This window comes from Mesorhizobium sp. LNHC252B00 (assembly GCF_000502955.1).
Classification (GTDB): domain Bacteria; phylum Pseudomonadota; class Alphaproteobacteria; order Rhizobiales; family Rhizobiaceae; genus Mesorhizobium.
Genome location: NZ_AYWO01000011.1, coordinates 94231 through 118366 on the forward strand (window position 1 = coordinate 94231; position 24136 = coordinate 118366).

26 protein-coding genes, 1 tRNA gene and 1 pseudogene are annotated in these 24136 nt (G+C 62.6%); 9 read left to right on the forward strand and 19 right to left on the reverse strand.

Going from position 1 to position 24136, the window contains the following annotated elements; genetic code table 11:
• Nucleotides 1-18: 18 nt before the first annotated feature.
• Nucleotides 19-2289, reverse strand: coding sequence for an exopolysaccharide transport family protein (locus X744_RS154070; RefSeq protein ID WP_023759876.1), 2271 nt, complete (start codon nt 2287-2289; stop codon nt 19-21).
• Nucleotides 2290-2547: 258 nt separating this feature from the next.
• On the opposite strand from X744_RS154070, the gene X744_RS154065 reads away from it, so the two are divergent.
• The 4 genes and pseudogenes from X744_RS154065 to X744_RS154055 all read left to right on the forward strand — a co-directional run bounded on the left by X744_RS154065 (nt 2548) and on the right by X744_RS154055 (nt 7125).
• Nucleotides 2548-3111: a polysaccharide biosynthesis/export family protein gene (locus X744_RS154065; RefSeq protein ID WP_023759877.1), complete on the forward strand. Its 564-nt coding sequence runs from the start codon at nt 2548-2550 to the stop codon at nt 3109-3111.
• 8 nt (nt 3112-3119) lie between these two features.
• A pseudogene (locus X744_RS01000000169785) lies at nt 3120-4261 on the forward strand (glycosyltransferase family 4 protein).
• 81 nt (nt 4262-4342) lie between these two features.
• A complete protein-coding gene (locus tag X744_RS154060; RefSeq protein WP_023759878.1) occupies nt 4343-5878 on the forward strand; it encodes an undecaprenyl-phosphate glucose phosphotransferase in 1536 nt (511 codons plus the stop codon).
• Complete coding sequence (locus X744_RS154055) at nt 5875-7125, forward strand: O-antigen ligase family protein (protein ID WP_023759879.1); 1251 nt, start codon at nt 5875-5877, stop codon at nt 7123-7125. Before X744_RS154060 ends, X744_RS154055 begins: the two co-directional genes overlap by 4 nt.
• Before the next feature lie 65 nt (nt 7126-7190).
• Here X744_RS154055 and X744_RS154050 read toward each other — a convergent pair.
• The 3 genes from X744_RS154050 to X744_RS154040 form a co-directional block, all read right to left on the reverse strand.
• Nucleotides 7191-7267 (reverse strand) — tRNA-Pro (locus X744_RS154050).
• A 109-nt stretch (nt 7268-7376) separates the two neighbouring features.
• On the reverse strand, nt 7377-7838 hold the full coding sequence (locus X744_RS154045; protein WP_023759880.1) for a YbaK/EbsC family protein: 462 nt from the start codon (nt 7836-7838) through the stop codon (nt 7377-7379).
• A 183-nt stretch (nt 7839-8021) separates the two neighbouring features.
• Nucleotides 8022-8306: a helix-turn-helix domain-containing protein gene (locus tag X744_RS154040; RefSeq protein ID WP_023759881.1), complete on the reverse strand. Its 285-nt coding sequence runs from the start codon at nt 8304-8306 to the stop codon at nt 8022-8024.
• Between the two features lie 306 nt (nt 8307-8612).
• Here X744_RS154040 and X744_RS0137105 point away from each other — a divergent pair, with 306 nt between their 5' ends.
• Nucleotides 8613-8816: a hypothetical protein gene (locus tag X744_RS0137105; protein WP_031260354.1), complete on the forward strand. Its 204-nt coding sequence runs from the start codon at nt 8613-8615 to the stop codon at nt 8814-8816.
• Between the two features lie 143 nt (nt 8817-8959).
• Here the strand turns inward: X744_RS0137105 and X744_RS154035 are convergent, their stop codons facing one another.
• The 7 genes from X744_RS154035 to X744_RS154005 form a co-directional block, all read right to left on the reverse strand.
• Nucleotides 8960-9262, reverse strand: a complete 303-nt coding sequence (locus X744_RS154035; protein WP_023759883.1) for a hypothetical protein — start codon at nt 9260-9262, stop codon at nt 8960-8962.
• Nucleotides 9263-9441: 179 nt separating this feature from the next.
• A complete protein-coding gene (locus X744_RS154030) occupies nt 9442-9981 on the reverse strand; it encodes a MerR family transcriptional regulator (protein ID WP_023759884.1) in 540 nt (179 codons plus the stop codon).
• A 126-nt stretch (nt 9982-10107) separates the two neighbouring features.
• Nucleotides 10108-10431, reverse strand: coding sequence for an integration host factor subunit alpha (locus tag X744_RS154025; RefSeq protein ID WP_023759885.1), 324 nt, complete (start codon nt 10429-10431; stop codon nt 10108-10110).
• A 103-nt stretch (nt 10432-10534) separates the two neighbouring features.
• Entirely contained in the window at nt 10535-11506 is a 972-nt protein-coding gene (locus X744_RS154020) for a beta-ketoacyl-ACP synthase III (protein ID WP_023759886.1), read from the reverse strand.
• A gap of 9 nt (nt 11507-11515) precedes the next feature.
• On the reverse strand, nt 11516-12586 hold the full coding sequence (plsX, locus tag X744_RS154015) for a phosphate acyltransferase PlsX (protein ID WP_023759887.1): 1071 nt from the start codon (nt 12584-12586) through the stop codon (nt 11516-11518).
• Nucleotides 12587-12699: 113 nt separating this feature from the next.
• Nucleotides 12700-13248: a YceD family protein gene (locus X744_RS154010; protein WP_023759888.1), complete on the reverse strand. Its 549-nt coding sequence runs from the start codon at nt 13246-13248 to the stop codon at nt 12700-12702.
• 3 nt (nt 13249-13251) lie between these two features.
• A complete protein-coding gene (locus X744_RS154005; RefSeq protein ID WP_023759889.1) occupies nt 13252-13794 on the reverse strand; it encodes a ubiquinol-cytochrome C chaperone family protein in 543 nt (180 codons plus the stop codon).
• A 114-nt stretch (nt 13795-13908) separates the two neighbouring features.
• Between X744_RS154005 and X744_RS154000 the strand changes: the two genes are divergently transcribed.
• The gene (locus tag X744_RS154000; protein ID WP_023759890.1) at nt 13909-14424 is read left to right on the forward strand and encodes an outer membrane protein assembly factor BamE; all 516 of its coding nucleotides are present in this window, start codon (nt 13909-13911) and stop codon (nt 14422-14424) included.
• Between the two features lie 290 nt (nt 14425-14714).
• Here X744_RS154000 and X744_RS153995 read toward each other — a convergent pair whose 3' ends face one another.
• The gene (locus X744_RS153995; RefSeq protein ID WP_023759891.1) at nt 14715-16856 is read right to left on the reverse strand and encodes a sodium-translocating pyrophosphatase; all 2142 of its coding nucleotides are present in this window, start codon (nt 16854-16856) and stop codon (nt 14715-14717) included.
• Between X744_RS153995 and X744_RS1000000173780 the strand changes: the two genes are divergently transcribed.
• The 3 genes from X744_RS1000000173780 to X744_RS153985 are packed head-to-tail and all read left to right on the forward strand — an operon-like array spanning nt 16834 to nt 17623.
• Nucleotides 16834-17220, forward strand: a complete 387-nt coding sequence (locus X744_RS1000000173780; RefSeq protein WP_156938563.1) for a hypothetical protein — start codon at nt 16834-16836, stop codon at nt 17218-17220. The two genes, X744_RS153995 and X744_RS1000000173780, sit on opposite strands and share 23 nt — an antisense overlap.
• Nucleotides 17217-17420 carry a type II toxin-antitoxin system HicB family antitoxin gene (locus X744_RS153990; RefSeq protein WP_023759892.1) on the forward strand — a complete coding sequence of 68 codons (204 nt, stop codon included), beginning with the start codon at nt 17217-17219 and terminating at the stop codon, nt 17418-17420. Before X744_RS1000000173780 ends, X744_RS153990 begins: the two co-directional genes overlap by 4 nt.
• Nucleotides 17417-17623: a type II toxin-antitoxin system HicA family toxin gene (locus tag X744_RS153985; RefSeq protein WP_023759893.1), complete on the forward strand. Its 207-nt coding sequence runs from the start codon at nt 17417-17419 to the stop codon at nt 17621-17623. Before X744_RS153990 ends, X744_RS153985 begins: the two co-directional genes overlap by 4 nt.
• 6 nt (nt 17624-17629) lie before the next feature.
• Here X744_RS153985 and X744_RS153980 read toward each other — a convergent pair whose 3' ends face one another.
• From X744_RS153980 to X744_RS153950, 7 genes are all read right to left on the reverse strand, one after another.
• Entirely contained in the window at nt 17630-18379 is a 750-nt protein-coding gene (locus X744_RS153980) for an ABC transporter permease (RefSeq protein WP_023759894.1), read from the reverse strand.
• Entirely contained in the window at nt 18376-19314 is a 939-nt protein-coding gene (locus X744_RS153975) for an ABC transporter ATP-binding protein (protein ID WP_023759895.1), read from the reverse strand. Before X744_RS153975 ends, X744_RS153980 begins: the two co-directional genes overlap by 4 nt.
• Nucleotides 19311-20474, reverse strand: coding sequence for an ABC transporter permease (locus tag X744_RS153970; RefSeq protein WP_023759896.1), 1164 nt, complete (start codon nt 20472-20474; stop codon nt 19311-19313). Before X744_RS153970 ends, X744_RS153975 begins: the two co-directional genes overlap by 4 nt.
• A 313-nt stretch (nt 20475-20787) precedes the next feature.
• Nucleotides 20788-21699: an ABC transporter substrate-binding protein gene (locus tag X744_RS153965; RefSeq protein ID WP_023759897.1), complete on the reverse strand. Its 912-nt coding sequence runs from the start codon at nt 21697-21699 to the stop codon at nt 20788-20790.
• A 178-nt stretch (nt 21700-21877) separates the two neighbouring features.
• Nucleotides 21878-23095 (reverse strand): MFS transporter, encoded by a 1218-nt coding sequence (locus X744_RS153960; protein WP_023759898.1) that lies wholly within the window; start codon nt 23093-23095, stop codon nt 21878-21880.
• Complete coding sequence (gene nusB, locus X744_RS153955) at nt 23092-23592, reverse strand: transcription antitermination factor NusB (RefSeq protein ID WP_023759899.1); 501 nt, start codon at nt 23590-23592, stop codon at nt 23092-23094. The genes X744_RS153960 and nusB overlap by 4 nt, the downstream gene beginning before the upstream one ends.
• The gene (locus X744_RS153950; protein WP_023759900.1) at nt 23589-24083 is read right to left on the reverse strand and encodes a 6,7-dimethyl-8-ribityllumazine synthase; all 495 of its coding nucleotides are present in this window, start codon (nt 24081-24083) and stop codon (nt 23589-23591) included. The genes nusB and X744_RS153950 overlap by 4 nt, the downstream gene beginning before the upstream one ends.
• Nucleotides 24084-24136 lie beyond the last annotated feature (53 nt).

A 24136-nucleotide genomic window follows, 5' to 3' on the forward strand; every position in this document is an offset into this window, starting at 1 on the left:
CCCCGCCAAGGAACTCCTTCAGGCGGCAGTGCGCCGTCCCGGCACCGGATTGCCGGGCGGCTCGTGGCCGAGCGGCGTCACCAGCGTCAGGTCGGGATAGCCGCTTTCGATCAGCTTGACCGCGGCCTGTGCTACTTCGTCGTCCGACTCCAGCATGGAGAGAAAGACCTCGGTGGCATCGCCGGTCAGACGGCTGATGCCTTGCGCGTCGGCTGGTCCGCATTCGACCACGACCAGATCATAAGCCGTTGTCAGCGACTGCATGATGATCGGCAGCCGGTCGGCGGCGCGCATGGCGCGGACCGGATCGGCGGTGCCGACGGGAATGACGTGACAGTCCGAGTAGAGATCGGCGTGGATGACGTCGCTGAACTGCGCCTCCGAAGCGAGCAGGTTCGTGATGCCGGGGAAAAGCCCACTGTCCAGCATCGGCCGTGAGGCCGCCCCCGACGCGGTGAGATCCAGCAACAGGACGCGCAGGCCGGCGTCGGCGACCTCGCGTGCGACCAGGACCGCGGATGCGGCGGCCTCGTCGCCCTCCGGCGAGACGAAGATGGCGCGCGCGGCACCACTGGCGATCAGCTTTTCGGCAGCCTTCTCAACGTCGATCTCACCCAGCGTCGAATGCACCGGTTCGGGCTCGACAGCCGTCTGCTTGGCTGCCGCTGCCTCGGCCATTGCGACCATATCAGGCGCTTCGGCCATGGCGGGCATCGTGGCGTAGGGCTTGGCCTCCGCCGCAGCCGGGCGGTTCCCCATCTCCGGGCGAAGGACGGGATCCCGGAGGACGGCGGGTTCCTGGCGGACAACCGGCATTGCGACCATGTCAGACGCCTGCGCCACATGGGGCATCGCGACCTCATCGATCCGTTCGAAGCGGGAACCGGTCGCCGGACGCATCGCACGGCCGGAAAACAGCTCCCGCAGAAGCGTCACGATGGCCATGATCAGCAGCGATGCGGCGAAAGCGGCGCCAACGATAGGTCCGACCTTCGGGAAATAGGCCTCGGAGGGAACCGAAGCCTTCGAGGCGATCCGGGCGTCAACCGGCAGATAGTTGCGGTCTTGGCGCGAAGCCGCTTCGCGATAGTTGGCCAGATACAGCTCGAGCTGCTGCCGTTTGGCGGTAGCGTCGCGCTGCAGCGCGTCGAGATCGACCTGCTGTTCGCCGGCTTGCGCCGAAGCCGCCTTCAACGTGTTGACGTCGGCGACAAGCTGGTTCTCGCGGGCCTTTGCCGTCTCGGCCTGCATCAACAGGCCTTTCATGATCTTCTGGGCCTCGCTGCGGATCTGCGCGTCGAGATCGGCCAGTTGCGATTTCAGCGCGCGAATACGCGGATGATTGCCAAGCAACGTGGTCGACAGATCGGCGATGTTGGAGCGCAATTCGACCTGTCGCTCGCGCAAGCGCTGGATCAGGTCCGACGACAAAACCTCCGGCACGGCATCCAGCGAACCGCCAGTCTGCAGCGCCCTGCGCACACCGTCAGCGGTCGCTTCGGCAGCGGCGCGGTTGGCGCGCACTTTCGACAGTTCGCTCGACAGTTCCGAAAGCTGCTGGGTGGCCAGCACCGAATTGTTGCCACCCATCAGAAGATCGGACTGTGAGCGGTAGGCGGCTACCTTGGCCTCGGCGTCCTTGACCTGTTTTGACAGGTCGGCGATCTCCGGTGCCAGAAAGTCAGCAGCGGCGTTGTTGGATTCGAGCTTGGCCGCCCCTTGCCCTGCTATATAAGCGGCGGCAATGGCGTCCGGTATGGCGGCCGCGAGCTTGGGATCTTCCGACGAGAACTCAATGGCAATGATGCGGGTCTTCTCGACACCATAGACGTTGAGCTTCTCGTGCATTTTCTTGAGGACGCGTTCTTCCGCCGGAATCTCCATCGGATCGCTTTTCAAGCCTACGAGGACCAGGGCGCGGCTCAACGGCGACATGTCGAGCGCGTCGTCGAACTCGGGCAATTTTTCCAGACCAAGCTTTTGTGCGACCTGCTTGAGGATTTCGTTGGAGGAAATTATCTGGACCTGGGTGGCGACGCCCTGTTCGTCGAGAATTGGCTTGTCGGTGTCATTGTTGTTGCTGGCCGGCCGCGTGTAGACAGATTCGCGTGGTGCGATCTCCACCTGCGTCTCGGCCTTGTAGTGGCGGGTTGCCAACGAAGCGAAAGCGAATGCCAGCCCTGTCACCGACAGCACGACGACGACTATGCGCAACCAGTTCCTCGCCAGGCTGGCGAAGAGTTGCCTGAGATCGACATCGACATCTGCGGCCGCGGACTGAACGGACATGCATCCCTACTCCGATACTGGGTCAGGATGCACCGTAAACAACTATGGTAACTCAGCCGTTAAGAACACGGTAAGTTTCCGTTAGGGTTTACTGGCGAGTGAAAAACAAACCTGCAAAAAAACGCAAAAACTCTTGCCGATGCGCCATGCGTCAGCCCCTCCCTTTACCGGTCATTAACCCTAACAGGATGATAACGAACCCGATCCCTGATGTTTGCTGCGACGCCGCAGCGGCAAGTCGAAGGTACCTGTCCGGTCATGAAAAGCACTGCTCCCCTGTTTCGCGCTCTGCTTGCCGTGTCGATGCTTGCTGGCTGTTCCAGCTATCGGCCGACGCCGGCAGCCTTCCACGAGGTGCTTGATCAGCCCTATCGTCTTGGCGCCGGCGACCGCGTCCGCGTCACAGTGTTCGAGCAGGACGGGCTGACCAACACCTACAGCGTCGACCAATCCGGGTACATCTCCTTCCCGCTTGTCGGCGCCATACCGGCACGTGGCCACACCGCGCAGCAGATGGAAAAGCAAATCGCCGACAAATTGCGGCAAGGCTATCTGCGCGATCCCGACGTTTCGGTCGAGATCGATCGCTACCGGCCGATCTTCGTCATGGGCGAAGTGGGTGCCGGCGGCCAATATTCCTATGTCCCCGGCCTGACGGTGCAGAAGGCGATCGCCATTGCCGGCGGCTTCACGCCGCGCGCCAACCAGGAAAGCGTCGACATCACCCGCGACATCAACGGCAAGGTGATGACCGGCCGCGTGGTCACCTCCGACCCGCTGCTGCCCGGCGATACCGTCTACGTCCGCGAACGCCTGTTCTGACGAACCACGTGGCGGACACCCTCAGGATCGTCCATTGCTTTCGCTCACCCGTCGGGGGAATTTTCCGCCATGTGCGCGACCTGACCGAGGCGCAGGTCGCCGCCGGGCATTCCGTCGGCATCGTTTGCGATTCGACAACGGGCGGCGAGTTCGAGGAAAATCTGTTCGAGCAGATGAAGGACATGCTGGCGCTCGGCATCCATCGCACGCCGATGCAGCGCCATGTCGGCCCGGGCGACCTTGCCTCGGCCTGGCGCACTTACAGGATCATCAAGGAATTGCGGCCGGACGTTTTGCACGGGCACGGCGCCAAGGGTGGCGCCTATGCCCGTCTGTTCGGCTCATTGTTGCGGGTATCAAGGTCTCGCGTAGCCCGCCTCTATTCGCCGCATGGCGGCTCTCTCCACTATGACGAGAACACGACCACCGGAAAGCTGTTCTTCGCGCTCGAGCGCTTCATGGCCCGCTTCACCGACTGCCTGCTGTTTGTCTCCGACTATGAGAGGCGAACCTATCGCCATAAGGTCGGCGAACCGCCCATTCCCAACACCCTTGTCTATAACGGTCTGCGCGCCACAGAATTCGAACCGGCGATCACCGANCGATCACCGAGCCCGACGCAGCCGATCTGCTCTATATCGGCATGATGCGCGACCTGAAGGGGCCGGATATCTTTATCGATGCCTTGGCGCTGGCCGGCCCCCAGTTCGGCCGCGCACTGACCGCGGTCATGGTCGGACACGGCGACGACCTGCCGCGCTACCACGTGCAAGTAAAACGCCTGGGGCTTGAGCGTCATGTCCGCTTCCTGCCGCCGATGCCGGCCAGGGACGCCTTTGCACTGGCGGCGCTCGTCATCGTTCCCTCACGCGCCGAAGCCATGCCCTATATCGTGCTGGAAACGCTTGCCGCGGGAAAGCCGATGGTCGCCACCGCAGTCGGCGGCATTCCGGAGATCTTCGGCACGAGTTCCCCTGCGCTGATCCGGCCCGACCCGGTCGAGCTTGCCGACAAGATAGGCCAAGCGCTGGCCGACCCTGCTGCCTATATCAACCTGATGCCCGATGGCGCGAACCTCAAGGCGCGGTTCGGCGCCGATGTGATGGCCGCCGACATCGAAAAGGCCTACTTCGCCGCGCTCGACAGATAGCCGTTTCAAAACCACAGGTTGTTTCAAGGGTTTCTTAGCTCTCTTTTGCTATTCACCGTCGGGAAGCTTGCGGAAAGCCCCATGAACGAGATCGACCCCGCGCGCCGCTTTTCAGCAGAGGCGGTGCGTAAATTCGACGGCCCGGCCGATGGCGATACTCCCATCGGCATGAACGATGTCGCCCGCCAGGTCGCTACGCAGTACAGGCGCGATACGATGTCGCCGATCATGGTCAGCGGCGTCCTGCGCATGGTCGAATTCGGCTTGCTGCTGCTGTCTGGGCTCGCCGTCTATTTCCATTTTGTCGGGTTCTTCAACTATCTCGCCTGGCAGTATCCGCTGACGATCGCCGCCGCGTCTTTCCTGGCCGTGGTTCTGCTCGACGTTACCGACTGCTACCAGGTTGTTTCGCTGATGCGGCCGATCGCTAATTTCAGCCGCATCCTGCTGGCCTGGGCTGGTGCCTTCGCCCTGATGGCGTTGACCGCGTTCGCCATGAAGATGGCGCAAGACTATTCGCGCCTTTTGTTCGGCAGCTGGTTCGTCATCGGTTTCGTCCTCATCTTCGGCCTCAGGCTGGTGATGTCGAAGTTGATCCGGCGCTGGGCGCGCGATGGCCGCATGGAACGGCGCGCCGTCATCGTCGGCGGCGGCAAGGCGGCGGAAATCCTGATCCGTTCGGTCGAAAAGCAGCCTTACAACGACATCCGCATCTGCGGCATCTTCGACGATCGCGGGGACAAGCGCTCGCCGCCCATCGTCGCCGGCTATCCGAAGCTCGGCACCATCTCGGAACTGATCGAATTCGCCCGCATCGCCCGCATCGACATGCTGATCGTGTCGCTGCCGCTGACTGCGGAATCGCGCGTGTTGCAGCTACTGAAGAAACTATGGGTGCTGCCGGTCGACATCCGGCTGTCGGCGCATTCCAACGCACTGCAATTTCGCCCGCGCTCTTATTCCTACATCGGCTCGGTGCCGATGCTCGATATTTTCGACAAGCCGATCAACGACTGGGATTCGGTCGCCAAGCGCGCCTTCGATATCGTCTTCAGTCTCATCGGCATCGTCGTGTTCTCGCCGGTGATGCTGGCGACCGCCATCGCCATCAAGCTGGACAGCAAGGGGCCGGTGCTGTTCCACCAGAAGCGGCACGGCTTCAACAACGAGATCATCGAGGTCTACAAGTTCCGTTCGATGTATACGGATAAGGCCGACCCGACCGCCAAGCAGACGGTGACCAAGAACGACCCGCGCGTCACCCGTGTCGGCCGCTTCATCCGCAAGACCTCGATCGACGAGCTGCCGCAGTTCTTCAACTCGCTCTTGGGTTCGCTGTCGCTTGTCGGTCCACGCCCGCATGCCATCGCCGCGCAGTCGCACAACCTGCTCTACAACGAAGTGGTCGACGGCTATTTCGCGCGCCACAAGGTCAAGCCCGGCGTCACCGGCTGGGCGCAGATCAATGGCTGGCGCGGCGAGATGGACACCAATGAGAAGATCCGCATGCGGACGGAGTACGACCTCTACTACATCGAGAACTGGTCGCTGCTGTTCGACTTGCGCATCCTGTTCCTGACGCCGGTCCGGCTGCTCAACACGGAAAACGCCTATTGAGCGCGATCAGCCATGATTTGCCGCGCGCGGCGGTCAACGCCAAGCTGATCGCACTGATCTCCTCATGCGCGGTCTTCCTCGGCATATTCCTGTCCGGCTTCGTCATCAGCGAACCGGCGCCTTACGAACTTTATATGGCGGGACTGATCGCCATCTGGGCCCTGTTCGGCCTCAGGGTGTCGCGTGCCGCAATGCCGCTCCTGGTGCTGCTGGTGACGATGAACATCGGCGGCATGATGGCGATGACGCAGATGTCGGATCTCGCCAACACGCCGCTCTATCTCGCCGTCTCGCTGTTTCTTGCCTTCACCGCCGTGTTCTTCGCCTCGGTGACGGCGGTACAACCCAGCCTCTACCGGCTGATCTTCGTCGCCTATGTCGTGTCGGCGGTGATAACCTCGCTGCTCGGCATTGCCGGCTATTTCCATGCCTTTCCGGGTGCGGCGATGTTCACCAAATACGACCGCGCCGCCGGCGCTTTCCAGGATCCGAACGTGTTCGGACCATTCCTGGTGCTGCCCGGCATCTATCTGCTCTATCTGCTGTTGACCGGACCGGTCGCACGCATGCCTCTGCTGGCAGTGCCGCTGCTGATCATCACGGCGGGCATCTTCTTTTCCTTCTCGCGCGGCGCCTGGGGCATGTTCGCCGTCTCCGCTGTCCTGCTCACCGGCTGCCTGTTCCTGCAGAGCGCCAGCGGCATGTTCCGGCTGCGCGTGGTGGTGATGACGATCGCCGCGCTGGCACTGCTGGTCGTCGCCATGATCGTCATCCTGCAGCTGCCCGGCGTGTCGGAAATGTTCTCCAACCGCGCCCATCTCGAGCAGAGCTACGACACCGCCCGCCTCGGCCGCTTCGCCCGCTACGGGATCGGCTTCCAGATGGCGATGGAGCATCCGTTCGGCATCGGTCCGCTGGTCTTCGGCAAGATTTTTGGCGAGGACACCCACGACATCTGGCTGAAGATGCTGATGGACTATGGCTGGCTCGGCTTCGTGTCGTTCCTCGCGCTCGTCTTATGGACGATATCAGCCGGCTTCCGCATCCTGCTGCGCGACCGTCCGTGGCAGCCCTATCTCCTGTGCGCCTATGTCGCCTTCATCGGCAATATCGGGCTCGGCACCTTCATCGACATCGACCACTGGCGTCACGTCTATTTGCTGCTCGGCCTGATCTGGGGCGCGATCGCACTGGAGTATCGCCATCAGCGACTGTTGCGGCCTGCGTCGGTACAAGCAAGAAGCTAAAGATTGGAACCTGATCTGGCTGGATTTCCAGCCAATGCGGACTCGGGGGAAGTCCTGCCTCAAAATGGTCGGAGTGGCCGGATTCGAACCGACGACCCCTTGACCCCCAGTCAAGTGCGCTACCGGGCTGCGCTACACTCCGGACCGGTCGCGATGTATCGTGATAACCCCGGTCGGGTCAACCGAAATTCGGCGCCTATCATGCCGGTACGATCGCGGCTGCCGGCGAGCCCTGCAATACCGGGCCTGACCTACCCTTGGCAGACATCGACCCACTCAGCACCAGTGAGATCGATCATGCGCTGTAGCGCGATTCGCACCGCGGCATTGGTGGCGCCTGCGGCTGGCACGACCTCGTCGAATTCGCGCAGCGATACATCACAGAAGGTCGGCAGTGGCGCCGGCAGGCCGAACGGGCAGACGCCGCCGACCGGATGGCTCGTCGCTTCGACAACCTCGGCGGCGTCGAGCATGCGCGGCTTGCCGCCGAACTGGTCCTTGAACTTGCGGTTGTCCAGCCTGGCGATACCGCTGGTCACCACCAGCATGGTGCGATCGCCGACGCGCAGGCAGATCGTCTTGGCGATCTGTGCCGGCAGCACGCCATGCGCCTCCGCCGCCAAGGTCACCGTCGCCGAACTCGCTTCCGTGACGATGACATCGATGTCGGGTGCGCGGGTGGCGAAGAAGGCACGAACGGATTCCAGGCTCATCGTCAAAATCCATGATTCAAAAGTTGATGAATGGCAGAGTGACTTCCAGCGGATTTTGGCCGCCGCGCGTATGAACACGCGCGACACACAAATCGGCAAGCCCCAGACTGAAGCGAATGCAGCGGCAGGTACAAAGAACCCGCCAAGGAGGCCTTGGCGGGTTCTTGGAACACCTGGTGCAGATTATGACAGGGATCGGCCTTGCGCGGCCGGCGTTGGCACGGCCGGAGTGATCAGGGCCTCCTGGGGAAGTCGAAGCGCGGACACAATACGACGCAGCTTCAACGGATCGGTCACCTTGCCGCTCTCGATATCCTCAATCTCGTCGACCGCCAGACCGCACGTCAGGGAAAGCTTTTCCACGCTGTAGCCGCGGGCCTCCCGCATCGCTCTGAGGGTGCTGTAATCAGGCCCGCTCCCGTTGATTGCCGATTCGGGGCGGGCTTCGCTTTTTGCATTATGGGGCATTGGCAACTCCATGACTGAAAGGTTTGATCAAATGAGGAGTGTTGCCTGAGACGACCGGGAAGATGCCCGCTCGCCAGCGATTTGCCAAGAGCCAAACGGACCGTCACGGGATCGTGAACCAGCCGCCTGCGAGGCGCGGCGTTTCGGCCCTGGCGATGATGACGCCGGCGGCCCTGGATTGCGTAGAAACAGTCCGGAAACAAGATTCTACAATCGGGAGATACTGACGAAAAAATTCAGGAGCGTAATCCCATTCGCGGCGATCGGATGACCGAGCCGATGAACCTGCTAAGAAGGAAACGATCCATGAAGAAGTCCCTCCTCTCGACCCTCGGGCTTGCAGTTGCACTTGCTTTCACGGTGCCGGTGATCGGCGCAACGAGCGCGGATGCGGCCCCGATGGCAAGACATCATCGTCATCACCACCACGCTGTTTGCCACTATGGGATGCATCGCCGCCATCACGTTCATCACCACCACATGAAGAATATGATGAGGAAGGCCTACTAACATGCCAACCAGAAGACCGGCCTTGGCTACTTGTTCAAGGCTGGTCTCCTCTTGGCACTGCGGCGCGACACGATGCGGGCGCGTCGATTTCGTCGAACGACAGCGTCGGGGATCTTCAGCATCCGAATGACCGGGCCTACTCCTCAGCGCCGGCTGAACAGCAGGCTGGCGACGAGGCCAACCACCACAAGGCCGACCGCAGCGGCTACCGCCGGATGATCGCGGGCCGACTTCTCGATCACTCTGCCCCGTTTGCGGATTGCCGGCATGGCATCGCGCAGACGTTCGGCAAGATCGGAATAGGTGTCGAGCGCGGCATCGCGACCGTCCTCGTAGTAGGCACCGCCTCGCTTGGCCACTGCCTTTCTCAGGCTGGCCAATTCCTTGGTCAGAGCCGCGACCTGTCTGTCGATATCCATGCCAGAGAGGGTCGAAGATGATGCCATGATGTGTTTCCTTCACGTTTAGAAGGAAGCGTAACGCCTCATCGGAAGACGGGTTCCGGTTTTCGAAATATCGATATCGGTTCGGGCAGCTCTATCTCTTTGTTTTTACGCAATTCCCAAAGGGAAAGCGCTGTGCGCTTTTCCCGGCAAAACCGTTTCACACTTTTGCTGGAATTGCTTTAGCGCACCTGGTCAAGCAGGCGCTTGCATTCCAGAAGATCGAACAGCGCTTCCTGCAGCAGCGCGCGATTGTCGCGCGAGAGTTTCGACGCGTCCGGCTGCACCGGACCGTCCTCGTCGCTCTTGCCGAGGCCGAAAAAGCGGCGGCTGGGTTTGACGCGCGGCTGGCCAACCAGTTCGTCGTCCATGCCGCGCGGCTGGGCCGCGGGCGTCAACGGCACTTGATCGGCCTGCTTTCGCTGCGAAATCGCCTCAACGGCCGCCATGTCGCCACTGCCGATGGCGACCAGGAAATGATTGCCGTTCTCGCGCAACAGCTTCTGCACGCCCTTGATGGTGTAGCCCTGGTCGTAGAGCATGTGGCGGATGCCCTTGATCAGTTCGACATCCTGCGGCCGATAGTAACGACGGCCGCCCCCGCGCTTCATCGGCTTGATCTGGGTGAAACGCGTTTCCCAGAAGCGCAGCACATGCTGCGGCAAATCGAGATCTTCAGCGACCTCGCTGATGGTACGAAAGGCGTCGGGGCTCTTGTCCATGGGCGAATCCTCACGCTGGACGATGATCCGGCTTTACCCTGCCGAATCGGGTCTCATTTCAGCGGTTTATGAAGCAATATTCAAGCCCGGCGTCATGGCGGCGGCGGTTTTCAACCGCGCGATGGTCTACTTGCCGCTTTTGGCCTTGCCGCTTTGGTGGGAGCGCAAGATACGGTTCTTCAGGACGTTCGACGACTTGAAGGTCATCACCCGGCGCGGCAGGATCGGCACTTCTTCGCCGGTCTTCGGATTGCGGCCGATGCGCTCGTTCTTGGAGCGAACGTGGAACGTCGCGAAGGACGACAGCTTCACCGTCTCGCCACGGACGATCGCCTCGCAGATTTCGTCCAGCACCGCTTCGACGAGTTCGGCCGATTCAGTGCGCGACAGGCCGACCTTCCGGTAAACCGCCTCGGCAAGGTCGGCGCGCGTAAGTGTCTTTCCCCCCATCCGACCGTCCCATCAGCTCAAAACATAAAATTCGGCACAACAACGATAGAGCCTAAGTAATTGATCCGGCAAGGTCAAGGACCGAAACCGGACCGTTTGGCACTTACCAGCGAACCAGGACCGCACCCCAGGTGAAGCCGCCACCCATGGCCTCCAGAAGCACCAGATCGCCCTTCTTGATGCGGCCGTCCGCGACGGCCACCGAAAGCGCCAGGGGCACGGAAGCAGCCGAGGTGTTACCGTGCAAATCGACCGTGACCACCACCTTTTGCTCGGCTATCCCGAGCTTCTTGGCGGAAGCGTCAATAATTCGTTTATTGGCCTGGTGCGGCACGAACCAATCGAGGTCATCGGCGGTGATGCCGGCTTGCGCGAACGTCGCTTCGATGACGTCGGTAATCATGCCCACCGCATGCTTGAAGACTTCGCGGCCCTCCATTCGGAGGTGGCCGACGGTGCCCGTGGTCGACGGCCCGCCGTCGACGAAAAGCTTGTCCTTGTGAGTACCGTCCGAGCGCAGGCTGGCCGCCAGCACGCCACGGTCGGCGATTGCGCCAGTCCCCTCGCCGGCTTCCACGACCACGGCACCGGCGCCGTCGCCGAACAGCACACAGGTCGAGCGGTCGCTCCAGTCGAGGATGCGCGAGAACGTCTCCGAGCCGATGACTAGGACGCGCTTGGCGAGACCGCCGCGGATGTAGAGATCGGCGGTGGCCACGGCATAGACAAAGCCCGAGCAGACCGCCTGCAGATCGAAGGCAAAGCCGTGATGCATGCCGAGCCGGTTCTGGATATCGACGGCGGTGGCCGGGAAGGTGTTGTTGGGCGTCGAGGTCGCCAGCACGACCAGATCGATGTCGGCGGGCGTGAGACCAGCATTGGCAAGCGCTGCGCGCGCCGCCGCCTCACCGAGCGAAGCCGTGGTCTCGTCATCCCCAGCGATATGGCGCTGGCGAATGCCGGTGCGCTGCGCGATCCACTCGTCGGATGTTTCGACCATGCCTTCGAAATCGGCATTCTTCATGATTCTGCGGGGCAGCGCGGCGCCCGTGCCGCGCACGACTGATCTGATCAAAGTTCTTTCCTATTCCTTTGCGTCGGTTACGACGTCGGATTTCCTGTTTGCCTGGGCATGCGGGTTGCGCGCATGGAACAGGTGGAGGTCGGCCTCGATGCGGTCGAGCAGATTGTTGCGCACCATATCATAGCCAAGCTCGATCGCCGCAGCGAAGCCGTCCGAATCGGCACCGCCGTGGCTTTTCACCACGATGCCGTTCAGTCCAAGGAAGACGCCGCCGTTGGAGCGGCCGACATCCATCTTTTCGCGCAGGCGATCGAAAGCGCCCTTGGCGAAAATGTAGCCGATCCTGGCCATCAGCGTCCGGCTCATCGCCGCGCGCAGATAACCACTGATCTGGCGCACCGTGCCTTCCGCCGTTTTCAGCGCGATGTTGCCGGCAAAGCCTTCGGTGACGACAACGTCGACCACGCCCTTGCCGATGTCGTCGCCCTCGACGAAACCATGATAGTTCATCGAGGCCATGTTGGCTTCGCGCAGCATGCGCCCGGCCTCCTTGACCTCTTCCTGGCCCTTGATCTCCTCAACCCCGACATTGAGCAGGCCAACGGTCGGCCTGGCGACGCCGAAGACCGAGCGCGCCATGCCGGTGCCCAGAATGGCAAAGTCGATCAGCTGGTGCGCGTCGGCGCCGATGGTGGCGCCAACGTCCAGCACCACGCTTTCGCCCCGCAATGTCGGCCACAGGGCCGCGATCGCCGGGCGATCGATGGTGGCCATGGTGCGCAGGCAGAATTTCGACATCGCCATCAGCGCGCCGGTGTTGCCGGCGGAAATGCAGGCGTCCGCCGTGCCGGCCTTGACCGCTTCGACCGCCTTCCACATCGACGACTTCCAGCGGCCCTGGCGCAGCGCCTGGCTCGGCTTGTCGTCCATTCTGACCGCCACCTCGCAATGGAAGAACTCGGTGACCGCGGCGAGCTTCGGAAATTTGGCTAGTTCCGGGCGCACGACCTCCTCACGCCCGAAGATGACGAAGCGGATGTCGGGACGGCGGGTCGCGACGGTCATGAGCGCCGGAATGACCACGGCTGGTCCGTGATCGCCGCCCATGGCATCGATGGAAATCCTGATCACGCGGTATTTATCTCACGGTTAGGCGGCAGGTCGCTTCAGCGACCGCGAAGGTTCGGCGAAAATAACGGTTTTGGGCTGCCGCACAACCGGCTTTTCCGTCACGGGCGAGGTTTTCAGGATTTTCCCAGCAAGGATCGCAGTTTTTGCTGAAATTCATTCTCCGCCGGTTCGGTCTCGCTGCCGGCCGCCAGCGAGGCACCCTGCTTGCGCGGATAAGGGTCGATGGCCAGTCCGAAGTACTGTTCGGCAAGTGCCCCGACATCGATCGTGTCACCGGAAAACGTTTCGGGACTGTCAGGGCCTTCGGCGTCGAGCAGGATCTCGCCGCCACCCTCGAAACCCTGCCGTCCCAGCTTGGAGTCCTCAGGCAGCAACAGCGCTTCGACCGGTTCGTCGATATGCGCCCCGATGGGCTCGAGCGTGACGATACAGGCCTGGGTGATGTCGGCTTCGACACGACCGCTGACCTTCACGCCATTGCGCTTCCATGACGCCACCAGAAGCTCGGCGCGATAGGATTCGACCGAAATCAGCCCGTGCTCCTCGGCCAGCGCCGCACGCTGTGCGGCATCGGCCTCGATAACCACCGGCAGACCCTTCTGCGGCAGGCGAGTGACGTTTGCGCGGAAGGATACCGGGCTTTGCAGGTCAACGTGCTTCATTGTTCAATCTCCCTTGGCAACGGGAAACGCCAGCGTGCCGGCGACAATCGATTCGGATGACTGCGCGGCCAGTTGATCGCGAGCATCGGTGACGTAGTTGGCAAGGAGCGATGCTTCCGGCCAGGCGCCGGAGTCGGGCCGGACATTGCGGGCAAGGGCTGCGGTGAGCCCGTTGCGGTCATTTCTTTCCAGCGCATCGTCATATGCGGCGGTTCGGCCATAAAACATCCTTGCCAACTTTTTCATGCGCTTGGGTACACCGACATCGCCAACGCCCAATTCCCGCAGCGAATGATCCACGTCGAGGAAGAACTCGTCGATCAGCACCTGGGCAACCTCTTGCGCCACGCCACCCTCGCCGCGCAACCGGTGCTGGAACAGGAACATGTGCAGCGACAGCATCTCGAAACGGCCAAGCGGCGTGTCCGGCACATTCCAATGGGAATAAAACACGGTCTGCCGCGCGGCCGCCACGATTTGTGCGTAAAGCGCCTCGGTGATAGCGCGGTTGGCGTGGCGTTCGCGGCCAAAAAGGCGCTGGAACATTGGGGATGGTCTCCTGGGGACCGTTTGTTGAAGTGGCCTTGTTGCATCGGCAAGCAAGCTGGTTTACCGGTTTCGCGGCCCAGCGCAAGTTGCGGCCAGCTAATGGAGTTGTTGTTGCGCGCCCTGAATTTCAAGTCGACCTACTCGTCCAGGCCCGCCGGCGCAATCTCGCTGCTGGTTATCATTTCGGCGCTATCCGCCTGCCACACCTCCAAGATGATCGGCGACCTCAGCCCGAGCGAGACGCTGACGCAAGGGTATGTCATCGACCAGCAGGCAATCGATTCGGTGCCCGTCGGCTCTAGCCGCGAGCAGGTGCTGCTGGCGCTCGGCACGCCGTCGACGACGGCGACCTTCGACAATGAGGCGTTCTACTACATTTCGCAGACGCGCAAGCGCTACGTGGCCTTCGACAAGCCGAGGCTCGTCGACCAGAAGGTGCTGGCGGTCTATTTCGGCGCCGACGGCCGCGTCACCCAGATCGCCAAATATGGCTTGAAGGACGGCAAGATTTTCGACTTCATCTCGCGCACCACACCGACCGGCGGCAAGGACCAGAACTTCCTCAGCCAGATCATCAACGGCGCCAGCAAGCTGGCCCCCGGCGTTCCCGGCGGCGGCACTCCCTGATCTCAGACCGCCCGGAGAGGGCAGCACCATCTCAGGCGACCAAAAACCCGCGGGAGCGATCCTGCGGGTTTTTGTTATGGCCACGGTCAAGGCGAGGCGGCGGAATGCTCGCCAAACAGAATTAGAGTGGCCGACAGTCGAGACGCGGGCCAGGCCTGGGCGCTTGCGTTATCGCGAACGCCGCGAAGGCTGGGCCGAAGAGAAGCACTGAGGGATCGACGTCGTTATCGTTCAATAGCAAAACCCGCGGGATCGCTCCCGCGGGTTTTGTTTCGACCAATGCTCTTCGATCAGCCGTGCGCGAGCACGGCCAGCAGCAGGAGAGCCACGATGTTGGTGATCTTGATCGCCGGGTTGACGGCCGGGCCGGCGGTGTCCTTGTAGGGATCGCCGACCGTGTCGCCGGTCACCGAAGCCTTGTGCGCCTCGGAACCCTTGCGATGCTTGACGCCGTCCTTGTCGACAAAGCCGTCCTCGAAGGACTTCTTGGCGTTGTCCCAGGCGCCGCCACCGGAGGTCATCGAGATGGCGACGAACAGGCCGTTGACGATGACGCCGAGCAGCGAGGCTCCCAGCGCTGCAAAGGCGGACGCCTTCGAGCCCGAGATCAGCAGCACGCCGAAATAGACGACGAGCGGCGCCAGCACCGGCAGCAGAGACGGGATGATCATTTCCCGGATCGCCGCCTTGGTCAGAAGATCGACCGCGCGGGCGTAGTTCGGCTTGGAAGTGCCGGCCATGATGCCCGGATCCTCGCGGAACTGCTTGCGCACCTCCTCGACGATGGCGCCGGCAGCACGGCCGACAGCCGTCATGGCGATGCCGCCGAACAGATACGGGATCAGGCCGCCGAAGATCAGGCCGGCAACGACGTAGGGGTTGGAGAGATCGAAGGAGATCTCGCCCATGCCCTGGAAGTAGGGATATTTGTCGCCATTGGCGGCAAAGAACTTCAGGTCGTTCGAATAAGCGGCGAACAGCACCAGCGCGCCGAGGCCGGCCGAACCGATGGCGTAGCCCTTGGTCACCGCCTTGGTGGTGTTGCCGACCGCGTCGAGCGCGTCGGTGGAGTGGCGCACTTCCTTGGGCAGGCCGGCCATTTCAGCAATGCCGCCAGCATTGTCGGTGACCGGGCCGAAGGCGTCGAGCGCAACGATCATGCCGGCAAGGCCGAGCATAGTCGTGACCGCGATCGCCGTGCCATAGAGCCCGGCGAGCTGATAGGTCGAGATGATGCCGCCGACGATGACGATCGCCGGCAGTGCCGTCGATTCCAGCGAGACCGCAAGGCCCTGGATGACGTTGGTGCCGTGACCGGTCACCGACGCCTGGGCGATGGAGTTGACCGGGCGCTTGTTGGTCCCGGTGTAGTATTCGGTGATCACGACGATGAGACCGGTCACCGCGAGGCCGATCAGGCCGCAGATGAACAGGTTCTTGCCGGTGATGACCATGCCCGCGACAGTGCCGACCTCACCCCAGCCAAGACATACGGAGGTGGCGACGCCGAGACCGACGACGGACAACAGGCCGGTGACGATCAGGCCCTTGTAGAGGGCGCCCATGATCGAGCCGTTAGAGCCGAGCTTGACGAAGAAAGTGCCGACGATCGAGGTCAGGATGCAGGCGCCGCAAATGGCGAGCGGATAGAGCATCGCAGCACCCAGAACGGCGGTGCCGCCAAAGAAGATGGAGCCGAGAACCATGGTGGCGACAACGGTCACCGCATAGGTTTCGAACAGGTCGGCGGCCATGCCGGCGCAGTCGCCGACATTGTCGCCGACATTGTCGGCGATGGTGGCGGGGTTGCGCGGATCATCCTCGGGAATACCGGCTTCGACCTTGCCGACGAGATCGCCGCCGACATCGGCGCCCTTGGTGAAGATGCCGCCGCCGAGACGGGCGAAGATCGAGATCAGCGACGCGCCGAAGCCGAGCGAGACCAGCGAGTCGATGACGATGCGGTCATCGGGCTGAAGGCCCAAGAAGTGAGTCAGGACAAGGTAGTAGATCGACACGCCAAGCAAGGCCAGGCCAGCAACGAGCATGCCGGTGATGGCGCCCGACTTGAACGCGATGTCGAGGCCGGCAGCGAGGCTGTTTGATGCGGCCTGAGCCGTGCGAACGTTGGCGCGAACGGAGACATGCATGCCGATGAAGCCGGCGGAGCCCGAAAGCACTGCACCGATCAGGAAGCCGACCGCGGCGGTGATGGACAGCAACCACCAAGCGAGCACGAGGACGACGACGCCAACGATGGCGATGGTGGTGTACTGACGCGCCAGATAGGCTTGTGCGCCCTCGCGGATGGCCGCGGAGATTTCCTGCATGCGTGCATTGCCCTGATCGGCCGCAAGGACCGAACGTGTCGCCCAGATGGCGTAAAGGATTGAAAGCAGGCCGCAGGCGATGACGGCGGAGATAATTGTCATTGCCGGATTATCCTCGATTGATGGCCCAAAAGAACCCCTCCCTGGGCCGTTGAGACAAAGACCGGATTCCGCGCACGGAATCCGCCTCTTCGCAGCGGTGTATGCGAAACAGGGCTGCGAACGTCAAGATATTGTTCGGTTTTTGCCCGGCTTTCGCCCAAAAGTGGAAAGCGGCGCCATTCTCATCGGCGCCATTACTGAATTAGATCGATTGAATGAGAACGATTTCGTCTGGTTGCCGGCGATAGGGTCGGACGCTCTGTCTGATCCAAACCGACGCTGCGGAGTAGGCCGCACGATCGCCTGCTTTGCAAATGCTCATCGCGAGCATATCTTCTGGACCAAGGCAGGAGTTGATCGATGAAATTCAAAGCTATTGTCCACGAAGCCGAGGAAGGTGGATTCTGGGCCGAAGTCCCCGCCATTCCAGGGTGCGCAACGCAGGGAGAAACCCTGGACGAGCTGTTGGCAAATCTGCGCGAAGCCATTGAGGGCTGTCTTTCAGTCGACCTTCCGTCGTCCTTGACTTCGGAACCCGGCAGGATCGTGGAAGTCGCAGTTTGAAGCCCATTTCCGGCAAGGAACTCTCGCGGGCAGTCGAGCGACGCGGTTGGGAGCTTCTGCGTGTCGCCGGAAGCCATCATATCTACGGAAAGCAGGGAAGCGTCGTACGTCTGTCGATTCCGATACACGGCAATACGCCGCTCAAGACTGGCCTGTTGCGTCATCTTATGAAGATGGCGGAAGTTGGCGAAGATGAAATCTGAAACCGACTACTCTGCCTCCCGGCCCATGCGACGCGCCGTGTAGCGCTCGATCGCCGACAGGCCGTCATAGATCAGCACGGCCAGAGCCGCCACGATCAGGCCGCCCTGAAGGACGAAGGCGAGGTTGTTGGACAACAGCCCGGCGATGATCACTTCGCCGAGCGTCCTGGCGGCCACCGTCGAGCCGATGGTGGCGGTGGCAAGGCTGATCACCACCGACAGTCTGATGCCGCCGAGGATGATCGGGGCGCTGAGCGGCAGTTCGACCTTGATGAGCCTTTGCCAGCCGGTCATGCCGGCACCGCGCGCCGCCTCGACGACATTGGCCGGCAGCGTCGTCAGGCCGGTCAGCGCATTTTCGAAGATCGGCAACAGCCCGTAGAGGAACAGCGCGATCAGCGTCGGCCTCTCGCCGAATCCGACGGCCGGCACGGCAAGCGCCAGCACCGCCACCGGCGGAAAGGTCTGGCCGATGTTGACCAGGCTGCGCGACAGCGGCAGGAATTCGGCGCCGGCCGGCCTTGTGACCAGGATGGCAAGCGCTACAGCGACAATGGTCGCGGCCACGGTGGCGATCAGGACGGTGCGCAAATGCAGCAATGTCAGCGTCAGCAGGCTGCCCTGGTTGTAGATTACCGGCGCGTTGTTCTCCGTCAGCGGCTTCAGCAGCGGCTCGAACCAGCCGGGATTGGTGACGAAAGCAACGAGCAGCACCACCAAGGCTAGCCTGAGCAGCGATGGAAGCCAGGGCTTCATGCCGGCCTCGCCGCGCGTTTCACCAGACCGTCGACCGTGACGCGGCCAAGCGACTTGCCGTCGGCGCCTTTGACGGGCAGCGCCGGCCTGCCTGACCACAGCAATTCAGCCAGTGCATCGCGCTGGCTGGCGTCGCCGGGGATCGCTTCGCCTTCGGCGGAGCCCTTCTCCACGGCATCGCGCACGCGGCCGAGTGAAAGCAACCGGAATGGCCTTTCGCTGGCGCCGACCAGGGTCTCGACGAAGGCGCTTGCAGGCTTCGCCAGGATCTCGGCGGGCTTGGCGTATTGCACCAGCTTGCCGGCATCCATGACCGCGATCTTGTCGCCCATATGCACGGCCTCTTCCATGTCGTGGGTGACGAGGATGATGGTGGTGCCGAAGCGCTTCTGGATCGCCAGCAGATCCTCCTGCGCCTTGGTGCGGATGATCGGGTCGAGCGCGCCGAACGGTTCGTCCATCAACAGCACGTTGGGCTCGGCGGCAAGCGCGCGGGCAACGCCAACGCGCTGCTGCTGACCGCCCGACAGTTCGTGAGGATAGCGCGGCCCGAATGCTTCGGGATCAAGCTGATAGAGCGTCATCAACTCGTCGACCCGGGCCTTGATGCGGGCCTTGTCCCAGCCAAGCAGCACCGGCACGGTGGCGATGTTCTGCGCTACCGTGCGATGCGGAAACAGGCCGTGGCCCTGGATAGCGTAGCCGATGCTGCGGCGCAGTTCGTAACCGGGCAGCGAACGATTGTCGGCGCCGTCGAGTTTGATGATGCCCGCGGTCGGCTCGACCAGCCGGTTGATCATGCGCAGCAGCGTCGTCTTGCCGGAACCGGAGGTGCCGACAATGACGGCGATGGTGCGCGGCTCGATGACCATCGAAACGTCATCGACCACTGTTGTCGCGTCATAGCGCTTGGTAATGCCTTCGATCTCGATCATGCCGTTTCAACCCTGCGCTTGGTGGCAGTCATTTCGATCACCGCATCGAGAATGATGGCGGCGGCAAAGGCGAGCGCGACCGTCGGCACGGCGCCGAGCAGCACAAGGTCCATCGCCGTCTGGCCAACGCCCTGGAAGACGAACACGCCGAACCCGCCGCCACCGATCAGCGCGGCAATGGTGGCAAGGCCGATATTTTGCACCAGAACGATGCGGATGCCTGTGAGGATGACAGGAAAAGCCAGCGGAAACTCGACGCCGAACAGGCGCTGCCTGTCGGTCATGCCCATGCCGCGCGCAGCGTCGTTGGCGGCGCGCGGTACGCCAGCGAGACCGACCACGGTGTTGGCCACCACCGGCAGCAGCGAATAGAGGAACAGCGCGACGAAGGCGGGTGCTGTGCCGATGCCGCGAATGCCGAGCGCGGCAGCCCCCGGCACATGCGTGGCAACCCAGCCGAGCGGCGCGATCAGCAGGCCGAACAGCGCGATCGAGGGAATGGTCTGGATGATGTTGAGCACGTTGAGAACGCCGGCGCGCAGCCTTTCGACGTGATGGCAGAGAATGCCGAGCGGCAGACCGACGATCACCGCAGCCGCCAGCGAACCGAGCGCCAGCGTCACATGCTTGGAGCCCTCGGCCCAGAAACTGTCGGCGCGGTTGAAATATTCCTTCAGGATCGACAGATTGTCCCAGCTTCCCGAAATCAACAACAGACCGATCGCCAAAGCCGCGACCACGAGCGCGCCAACCCTCGCCCAGGGCGACAGATTCAGCCGTGTCAGCACGTCGGCGAGCAAGAGCGTGAAGGCAAAGATGAGACTCCAGAAACCGGAGGCCGGCGAAATTCTCGCAAAGGTGTTGCCCGCCGGCGTAAGAAATGTGCCGGCGACGCCGATCAGCAGCGCGAGTGCGGCAAGCGCCACCGCGCTGGCTGCCAGGCGCAGCGCGAGCGGTGTCCTGAACAGCGCGACAAGTGCCGCGGCGACTATGATGGCGAGCAGCATCGGCCCGGTCGCTGCCGGCAATGCCTCGATAATCGAGCGCGCCTGACCGGGGACGATGCGGTTGGCACGGAACGTGGCAAAGGGCGCCGCAAAAGCCGCGTAGGCTGATATCGCGGCGATCACCACGCCGAGCTTGTCGAAGCGGAGGGTCATGGCTGCCCCTCATGAGGAGCGATTTGCCACGTCTCGCAGCTCTCTCTGGGGATTAGCGAAAGCCGACGCGATATCCAATCTCCCCCCTTGCGGGGGAGATGGCCGGCAGGCCAGAGGGGGGTGTGAAGGATCGCCAACTTTCGAGCGGCTTGTTCAGAAGCAACCCTGTCGAGGCACGCACCTTTGACGGTTTGAGAGGTCGGCGGGGCAGCACCCCTCTCTGTCCTGCCGGACATCTCCCCCGCAAGTGGGGAGATCAGCAGCTTCCAGAGGGAGGTGCCTTGCACCGGTGTCACTATGAGCTAGGTGCAGACTATTTCAAAAACCCGTTCTTCTTCAGGAAGTCTTCGGCGACGCCCTTGACCGGCTCGCCGCCGACCTGCACGCGCCCGTTCAGTTCCTGCAGCGTGACGAGGTCGAGCTTGGCGAAGACCGGCTTCAGCAGCGTCTCGATCTCGGGGTGTTGTTTCAGCACCGCTTCGCGGATGATCGGCGCCGGCTGGTAGACCGGCTGGACGCCCTTGTCATCATCGAGCACGACGAGGCCAGACGGCGCGATGCCGCCATCGGTGCCGTAGACCATGGCCGCGTTGGCGCCGTTGGTCTGGTTGGCCGCCGCGGCGATGGTCGCCGCCGTGTCGCCGCCGGAGAGCGTGATCAGCTGGTCCGGCTTCAGTGTGAAGCCATAGGTGGTCTGGAACGCCGGAAGTGCTGCCGCCGAATTGACGAACTCGGCGGAAGCCGCCAGCACCACCTGACCGCCGCCCGCGACGTACTTGCCGAAGTCTGAAAGCGTGGCGAGCTTGTTGGTCTCGGCGACCTCCTTGCGCAGCGCAATCGCCCAGGTGTTGTTGGCGGGCGACGGCGACAGCCAGACGATCTTGTTGGCGTCATAGTCAAGCTTCTTGGCCGTCTCATAGGCCTTGGCGGCATCCTTCCACACAGGATCGTTGGCCTTCTCGAAGAAGAAAGCGGCGTTGCCGGTGTATTCGGGATAGATGTCGATCTCACCGGCGGTGATCGCCTTGCGCACCACCGGCGTACCGCCGAGCTGAATGCGGTCTGTTGTCTTGATGTTGTTGGCGTTGAGCACCAGCTGGATGATGTTGCCGAGCACGCCGCCCTCGGTGTCGATCTTCGAGGAGACAACCACCTGAGCACTGGCGGAAGCCGCCGTGATGCCGAGCGCCAATGCCGCGCCGGCCAGAACCTTGACTGAAAGCATCGTGAAAACCCCTTGCTAAGAACCGTAATGCGGTGGCCGCATATGAGCATGGCTTCAACGGCCAGTCGGGGCATACGGTTTCATAACAATACGCGCTGACGCAATATTTTTGTTGCGGTGCGGCAGATGCGGCCGGCCTTATGCTGACAGCGCTGTGTCAGGTGAAGCGGCGAAGGGATCAGACTTCGACTTTGCGCAAGCCGGTGAGCTTGAGTGCGCCTAGCGCCACGAAACACAGAACGGTGACCGGGAATATCATCCAGTTCAGCATCTCCCAGCCCCAGGCGTTATAGACCATGCCTGACATCAGCGAAGCGCAGGCGACGGAGCCGAACAGGACAAAGTCGTGGAAGCCTTGCACCTTGCCCTTTTCGGACGACCGGTAGCTGGCCGACACCATCGCCGTGGCGCCGATGAAGCCAAAATTCCAGCCAAGGCCGAGCAGGATCAGCGACGTCCAGAATTGCCACAACGCCAGGCCCGACAGGGCGACAATGGCGCAGCCAATGAGCAGGATCAGGCCGGTCGCCACAATGCGTTCGGGGCCGAAGCGATGGATCAGCGAGCCGGTGAAGAAGCTCGGCGCGAACATCGCCATGACGTGCCAGGAGATACCGAGCGTCGCGTCGTTCTCAGACAGGCCGCAGCCAACCATGGCCAGAGGAGCGCCGGTCATGACGAAGCTCATCAGCGCATAGCTGCCGACCGCGCAGAACAATGCCGCTACGAAACGCGGCTGCGTCACGATTTCGGCCAATGGCCTGGCGTCGCTGTCGGTGATCTCTACCCTGCTGGATGCCTTTGCCGGCAGCCGCAGGAACGACAGGATGATGGCGCCGACCGCGGCCAGCGGCAGGATGGCGGCGAACGAACCGGCAAACATCACCGGCGCCAACAATTCGCGGGTGAAGATGACGATCTGCGGCCCGAGGATGGCGGTGACGATGCCGCCGGCCAGTACGAAGGAGATGGCGCGCGCCTTGAATTCCGGCGGCGCATTGTCGGCGGCGGCGAAGCGGAACTGCTGGACGAAGGCACCCCCGACACCGATCGTGAGCAGGCCAAAGGCAAACAGCCAGAAGCTGCCCTGATAAAGCGCCAGCGTGGCGACCAAGCCGCCCAGCGCCGTGACGATCGTGCCGATCATGAAGCCGTCGCGCTGCCCCATGCCGCGGATAATGGCCGCTGCTGGCAGCGCGCCGAGCGCCACGCCGATGTTGAAGCCGGTGATCGGCGCCGTCGCCAATGATTTGTCGGGGCCAAGTAGATATTGCCCGGCCAGCGCCCCCATGGAGATGGCGATGGGGGCCGCCGAGCCGATGATCGCCTGCGAAGCGGCGAGGATCAGCGCGGTGCGACGCGCTTCCTTGCCTGCCTCAACGGCAATTGCCGTCATGATGCGTCCTTGCCGCGCCCCTCGCCTCGCACCCGGCGCGACACGCGGTCGAGCACGGCATTGACCAGCTTCGGCTCGTCTTCCTCGTAAAAAGCCTTTGCGATGTCGACATATTCGGAGACGATGACGGCGACAGGAACATCCTCGCGCTTCATCAGTTCATAGACGCCGGCGCGAAGAATGGCGCGCAGCGTCGAATCGAGCCGGGACAGCGGCCAGTCCTCGGTCAACGCCTGGCGGATGATGGGATCGATGGTCTTCTGGTTCTCGACGACACCCGCCAGGATGGCGCGGAACCATTGCGCATCGGCCTCGCGGTAAAGCGCCCCGTCGACTTCCTTGCCGAGGCGAAAGGCCTCGTATTCGGCCGTGATCTCGAAGACGCCGCTGCCAGCCACATCCATCTGATAGAGCGCCTGCACGGCGGCCAGACGGGCAGCTCCGCGCTTGTTGGCGTGGCGCACCGCGGGCTGGCCGGGCGAAGCGGGGTCGCTCACGACAGCGCTCCCAGTTGTTCTTTGAGGGCAATCATGGTCAGCGCCGCACGCGCGGCAAAGCCGCCCTTGTCGCCTTCCGAACGCTTTGCACGCGTCCAGGCCTGGGCGTCGTTCTCGGTGGTCAGGATGCCGTTGCCGATGCAGACGGAGTCCTGCACGGAGATATCCATCAGAGCACGGCTGGATTCATTGGCGACGATGTCGAAATGATAGGTGTCGCCGCGGATGACGGTGCCAAGCGCAACAAAACCGTCGTAGTTTGTGCCGCCTTCGGCCATGCCGTCGAGCGCGAAGGAAATCACCGCGGGGATTTCGAGCGAACCGGGGACGGTGACAACGTCATAGGTCGCTCCAGCTTCATCGAGCGCGCTTGTCGCGCCATCGAGCAGCGCGTCGGCAAGGTCGTCGTGGAAGCGCGCCTCGATGATCAGAACGCGTGCCTTCTTCTTCGGACGGATAAACGCTTTGCCGTGTTGGGATGTGCCAGCCATAAAAGTCTCCGGGGATCGCCGGTGACTTAGGCCGAAGCCGGATTGATCGCAAG

Bases quoted from the DNA above. Each gene is read 5' to 3' on its own strand.
- X744_RS154045 (WP_023759880.1), bottom strand. From the start codon at position 7,838: ATGAGCCTGGAATCCGTTCGTGCCTTCTTCGCCACCCGCGCACCCGAC.
- X744_RS154010 (WP_023759888.1), bottom strand. From the start codon at position 13,248: ATGAAGCACGTTGACCTGCAAAGCCCGGTATCCTTCCGCGCAAACGTC.
- X744_RS0137105 (WP_031260354.1), top strand. From the start codon at position 8,613: ATGAAGAAGTCCCTCCTCTCGACCCTCGGGCTTGCAGTTGCACTTGCT.
- X744_RS153965 (WP_023759897.1), bottom strand. From the start codon at position 21,699: ATGCTTTCAGTCAAGGTTCTGGCCGGCGCGGCATTGGCGCTCGGCATC.
- X744_RS154065 (WP_023759877.1), top strand. From the start codon at position 2,548: ATGAAAAGCACTGCTCCCCTGTTTCGCGCTCTGCTTGCCGTGTCGATG.
- X744_RS153980 (WP_023759894.1), bottom strand. From the start codon at position 18,379: ATGAAGCCCTGGCTTCCATCGCTGCTCAGGCTAGCCTTGGTGGTGCTG.
- X744_RS153995 (WP_023759891.1), bottom strand. From the start codon at position 16,856: ATGACAATTATCTCCGCCGTCATCGCCTGCGGCCTGCTTTCAATCCTT.
- X744_RS153970 (WP_023759896.1), bottom strand. From the start codon at position 20,474: ATGACCCTCCGCTTCGACAAGCTCGGCGTGGTGATCGCCGCGATATCA.
- X744_RS153950 (WP_023759900.1), bottom strand. From the start codon at position 24,083: ATGGCTGGCACATCCCAACACGGCAAAGCGTTTATCCGTCCGAAGAAG.
- X744_RS154070 (WP_023759876.1), bottom strand. From the start codon at position 2,289: ATGTCCGTTCAGTCCGCGGCCGCAGATGTCGATGTCGATCTCAGGCAA.
- X744_RS1000000173780 (WP_156938563.1), top strand. From the start codon at position 16,834: ATGACGGCGGAGATAATTGTCATTGCCGGATTATCCTCGATTGATGGC.
- X744_RS154035 (WP_023759883.1), bottom strand. From the start codon at position 9,262: ATGGCATCATCTTCGACCCTCTCTGGCATGGATATCGACAGACAGGTC.
- X744_RS153960 (WP_023759898.1), bottom strand. From the start codon at position 23,095: ATGACGGCAATTGCCGTTGAGGCAGGCAAGGAAGCGCGTCGCACCGCG.
- X744_RS154005 (WP_023759889.1), bottom strand. From the start codon at position 13,794: ATGTTCCAGCGCCTTTTTGGCCGCGAACGCCACGCCAACCGCGCTATC.
- X744_RS154030 (WP_023759884.1), bottom strand. From the start codon at position 9,981: ATGGACAAGAGCCCCGACGCCTTTCGTACCATCAGCGAGGTCGCTGAA.
- X744_RS154040 (WP_023759881.1), bottom strand. From the start codon at position 8,306: ATGCCCCATAATGCAAAAAGCGAAGCCCGCCCCGAATCGGCAATCAAC.
- X744_RS154025 (WP_023759885.1), bottom strand. From the start codon at position 10,431: ATGGGGGGAAAGACACTTACGCGCGCCGACCTTGCCGAGGCGGTTTAC.
- X744_RS154060 (WP_023759878.1), top strand. From the start codon at position 4,343: ATGAACGAGATCGACCCCGCGCGCCGCTTTTCAGCAGAGGCGGTGCGT.
- X744_RS153975 (WP_023759895.1), bottom strand. From the start codon at position 19,314: ATGATCGAGATCGAAGGCATTACCAAGCGCTATGACGCGACAACAGTG.
- X744_RS153990 (WP_023759892.1), top strand. From the start codon at position 17,217: ATGAAATTCAAAGCTATTGTCCACGAAGCCGAGGAAGGTGGATTCTGG.